General features: G+C 50.6%; 4 protein-coding genes and 1 pseudogene. All 5 read left to right on the top strand.

Going from position 1 to position 4405, the window contains the following annotated elements; all coding sequences use genetic code 11:
• A pseudogene (locus B5D49_RS14565) lies at positions 1-441 on the top strand (RHS repeat domain-containing protein); the annotation flags it as partial.
• Positions 442-496: 55 nt separating this feature from the next.
• Positions 497-994 carry a hypothetical protein gene (locus tag B5D49_RS14560; RefSeq protein ID WP_078718450.1) on the top strand — a complete coding sequence of 166 codons (498 nt, stop codon included), beginning with the start codon at positions 497-499 and terminating at the stop codon, positions 992-994.
• A 187-nt stretch (positions 995-1181) separates the two neighbouring features.
• A complete protein-coding gene (locus B5D49_RS14555) occupies positions 1182-1664 on the top strand; it encodes a hypothetical protein (RefSeq protein ID WP_078718449.1) in 483 nt (160 codons plus the stop codon).
• Positions 1665-1795: 131 nt separating this feature from the next.
• Positions 1796-3112: an AAA family ATPase gene (locus B5D49_RS14550; RefSeq protein WP_200806809.1), complete on the top strand. Its 1317-nt coding sequence runs from the start codon at positions 1796-1798 to the stop codon at positions 3110-3112.
• Positions 3109-3720: a DUF4276 family protein gene (locus B5D49_RS14545; protein ID WP_078718448.1), complete on the top strand. Its 612-nt coding sequence runs from the start codon at positions 3109-3111 to the stop codon at positions 3718-3720. Before B5D49_RS14550 ends, B5D49_RS14545 begins: the two co-directional genes overlap by 4 nt.
• Positions 3721-4405: the final 685 nt, after the last annotated feature.

The raw sequence follows: 4405 nt of genomic DNA, 5'->3' as shown, positions 1-4405 counted from the left end.
ATGGGCGCGGCGGGCGGCGATCCGGACTGGTACGGATACTGTCTTGACGATCCGGTCAATGGGGTTGACCCTTGGAGGCTGTTCCGCTTCGGCAAAAGAGGGTTGGGAGGGTTGCCGTTGCTTGGCATCTTCTCGGACAACCCGATTGATGATGCCTTCAACACGGAAATCGCACATGAACACGGCTTTTATGAAGATGGGACTGGGAAAAATGTTGGGCTGTTCAAAGAGGGCGTCAAGCAGAATACCGAAAATATACGAGATTACGAGCTGGAAGAAATGAGCTACGATGACAAGCGTATGCATCGTGCTGTGGACAGCCTTGGGGAACAAAAATACAATCTTCTCGGTATTGGCGGAAAAAAGAACAACTGCCAGGATTATGCTGACAAGATGCGGGATCGGTACTGGTTGTTACATAGAGGTGACCGGCAACGATAATCCATACTAACGGAGACTGGCAGGGCGGCTCGCTCTGCCAGTCAGGTGGTGAATCATGAAAAAGGTTTTGTTGCTTATTGGACTCGTGGCACTTGTTTTGTGGGCCAATAATCATAAAAACGAACTCGCGGTCTGGTTCAACAGCGACCACTTCTACCGACCAATTTTTGAAAGCGATTTTGATGTGTTTTGCACCGGAAGTTCGGCACATGCTGAATTGAAGCCTTCGTATGATGTCAGACATGGCTTTTTTCTGACCTTTCCGTGTGATGGCATGCGATCAGAACGGTATGACCATCTGGATGGATCAATCCGATACTCATTTCATTCACAGGGAATCGAGCTTGAATCAAGAACCATAGCATTGCCTGCATATCCGATGAAAGGCTTAAGCAGTAATGGCATTTGCGACATCGCTTTATTCACTTTCGACCTTCCTTTTCGGGGACACGAAGAAGTTACCCTTGATGTTGTCATTGAGTCGCCGATAATGAAGCTTGCTCCCCATCAGGATATTCGGTGCAAAGTATCGCCAGCGTACTGGCCTATGTAAACGTTCCATTAAGGGGGAGCACTCCGCCCTTTGGCGGGATCATCAAGGACACCAACCACGGTTACGGTTTTCGCGTGCCACTGGCTTTACAGGCGGCCTGCACGCCCCGGACACCGGCCATGGCTGCGGCTGCCATGCAACAGTACACCTTGCTTTGGGGAAATACACCAAAAGAATAGGAGGCCTCATGGAGGCCGACAAGAAACAAATTACCACCAGCTATCCTCGTCATGGCGTGATTGTTGACCAAATCCTCATGTCCATGTTTGCGCTTATTAGCGTAATAGTGATTCTTGCCGGTCTCTTTTTTGCTTTCTCCGGCGAACCGTTTGCCTTGTTAATGAGTCTGTTTGGGGTCTTCTTTCTCACTCTTACGAGCAGGTGGTATTACCTGCCTGTTGAATTTAACCAAACGCACATAGTGTGTAAGTATCTGCTGTGGACAAGGCTGCTGCCCATCAAGAATATCACTTGGATACATGTCAGCACATACGATTTGTTAGCCTGGAATTTCAAAACGGTTGAACACGAATCCATCCTCATGAAGGTTGACGGGGTATTCTTGAAGTACCTGAGCTTTATACATATTCCAAAGAGTGATGGTGTTGGCGAATACCTGCTCCATCGGATCGAAGAGCTGAGGACTACATCGGAACTCCCGGACCATTGAGCGGTTCTGATTGGATACGGTGTTTAGGCCGCCGGTTCACTCGCGTATGATGATTATACGACATTACTACTCATTTTACGCGCAGCCTGCACGACCCGGGGCCGCCGGCAATGACTTGGGCTGGGGCTGCCATGCAGCACCCGGATAAGTTGGCGGCGGGATATACCTTTGAGCCCATTTTGATTATAAGGAAACATTATGTTGATGGGCCAAACACCTTTGCGTACTCTCAAAAGGCCTTCGGCCCAGGAGCGAAAACAACAATGCAGCAACCACAGTTGATCAAGATTTTAAAACTCAAGAACATCCTTTCATTCGGGGAGGCTGCCGACGAGATCAAGCTTGGTGGACTTAATGTCCTGATCGGCCCCAACGGGTCAGGAAAATCCAATCTCATTGAGGCCGTTTCACTGCTTCAAGCCGCACCCAGCTCCATCACGAATCCGATGAGACGAAAAGGTGGTGGCGGAGTTCGAGACTGGCTGTGGCAGGGAAGAAAAGACAATGCTTCAGCCGAATTGGAAGCGGTCATTTCCAACGGAGCGGCCTCGGTGGATGACCTTAGGTATCGCTTCGCCTTCTCTATGGTTAATCAGCGCTTTGAAATGACGGACGAATCTTTGGAGTTCAAAAAACCAGCCGAGGGACAGCAGGAAGCCTATTTTTTCTACAAATACCAAAACAACCATCCGGTCCTGAATGTCAAAGCAGAAAAAAGGACGCTGAAACACGAGGACGTGGACCCGGGATCGTCCATACTCGCGCAACGAAAAGACCCCGACCAATACCCGGAGCTCACCTGGGTGGGGGAACAGTTCGAAAAGATCAGGATATACCGGGAATGGTCTTTCGGACGTAACGCTGACCTCAGAAAGCCACAAGACGCTGACGCTCCCAATGACATTCTTGACGAGGACTGCCTTAACCTCGGCCTAGTGCTCAACTATCTGAGGAGAAAGCCAGCGGCCAAGAGAGCTATCCTCCAATATTTAGGCAAATTCTATGGAGGAATCGAAGACTTCGACATCAGCGTGAGTGGAGGCACGGTCCAGTTGTTCTTGCAGGAGGGCGACTTCCCTATCCCAGCCACTCGCCTGTCGGACGGAACGCTTCGTTTCATCTGCCTGTTGGCCATACTCTGTCATCCGACCCCACCTCCCCTCGTTTGCATCGAAGAGCCGGAACTGGGACTGCACCCCGACATCATTCCGACCCTGGCAAAATTACTGACCGAGGCTTCGGAGCGGACCCAGGTTATCGTCACGACGCACTCCGACATCTTGGTGGATGAATTGACCGACACCCCAGACTGCGTCCTTGTTTGTGACAAGGAAGATGGTGCCACGAGCATACGGAATCTAGATTCGGACAGCCTGAAGAAATGGCTGGAAAAGTATTCGCTTGGTCAGCTCTGGCTCAAGGGCGAAATAGGAGGAACCCGCTGGTGAAGATCAAAGTCTATATTGAGGGCGGCGGTCAAACCAAGGCGTTAAAAACGAAATGCCGCGAAGGATTCTCTTCCTTTTTCGGGAAAGCGGGATTGCCGAAAATGCCTGCCGTAGTGGCATGCGGTTCCAGAAATGATGCCTATGATGATTTCTGCACAGCAGTAAAAACCGCGAATGCGGATACGCTACCCTTGCTGCTCGTGGACAGTGAAGCCATCATTGCCAATGGGAATACCGACGCCCCCTGGATTCATCTGAAAACTCGTGACAACTGGGACAAGCCGGACGATGTCGAAAACGGCCAAGCTCACCTCATGGTTCTATGCATGGAGTCGTGGTTCATGGCGGACAAGGATGCACTGGCAGAGTTCTTCGGGCAGGGCTTCCACTTGAATTGCCTGCCCAAGCGGGCCAACATAGAAGCCATCCCCAAAGCCACATTGTATTCCAGTTTGGAGACGGCGGCAAAACGGACCAAGAAGAAAACATATGGCAAGGGCGACCATTCGTTCGGCATACTCGCAATGATTGACCCGCAGAAGGTCCAAGATGCCTCTCCTTGGGCCAAGCGGCTCATAGTCACTTTGAAAGAGAAGCTCCAAGCTTGATTAATGAGCGAAGGGATGCTCTCAATTGCCTTTCGCTTCTTCCCTTGGATTTCGTGGTAGTACGTGCCAATTATCATTTAGAGCGACGTATGGGCCAGGAGGTTCGCCATGGCCTTGGCCCTGTTGGCGGCGGCGTCAAAGGCAGCAGCGGACTTTGCTTCGGGTGCATTTGACCCGGGGCCGCCGGCAATGACTTGGGCTGGGGCTGCAGGTGCGGGCGCTAGAGCTGGGTATGAACGGTATAAAGAGAAGTGCGGAAGATAATATATGCGGATAAAAGCATGGGAAGCATTTTTAGGGGTTGTCATGACCGCTACTGGACTAGACATGATAGTAACCAACGAATTCAGCTTCAAAGGATGGCCCATCTATCCCTGGGTGGGCTACGTCTATGCAGCAGTAGGTATATCCATAATCCCTCTTGCATGGTTCCTACGTCGTCCCACGAAATATGACAAAGGGAAGCTGGGTGACGGGAAAGGAGAAAATAAGGATTAAGCCAGCAGAGATCATCATGGGGATTACACTGGTCTCTATTGGCGTGATGGGCATGGGCGGAAAGGAATTGCTTCATTAAAAGAGAAAAGAAATGAGAATCAAGCTACCGGAAATTGCCTTAAGCGCGGCGCTGATTGCTGCAAGTACTGTGAATCTCACTTCAGAAGGAGACTCCTTTAAGGGGATT

This window comes from Paucidesulfovibrio gracilis DSM 16080 (assembly GCF_900167125.1).
Lineage (GTDB): Bacteria > Desulfobacterota > Desulfovibrionia > Desulfovibrionales > Desulfovibrionaceae > Paucidesulfovibrio > Paucidesulfovibrio gracilis.
The sequence above is the reverse complement of the archived record's forward strand: the minus strand, read 5'-3'. Positions and strand labels throughout refer to the sequence as shown.

Coding starts and splice junctions, on each gene's coding strand:
- B5D49_RS14560 (WP_078718450.1), top strand. CDS start 497: ATGAAAAAGGTTTTGTTGCTTATTGGACTCGTGGCACTTGTTTTGTGG.
- B5D49_RS14555 (WP_078718449.1), top strand. CDS start 1,182: ATGGAGGCCGACAAGAAACAAATTACCACCAGCTATCCTCGTCATGGC.
- B5D49_RS14550 (WP_200806809.1), top strand. CDS start 1,796: ATGCAGCACCCGGATAAGTTGGCGGCGGGATATACCTTTGAGCCCATT.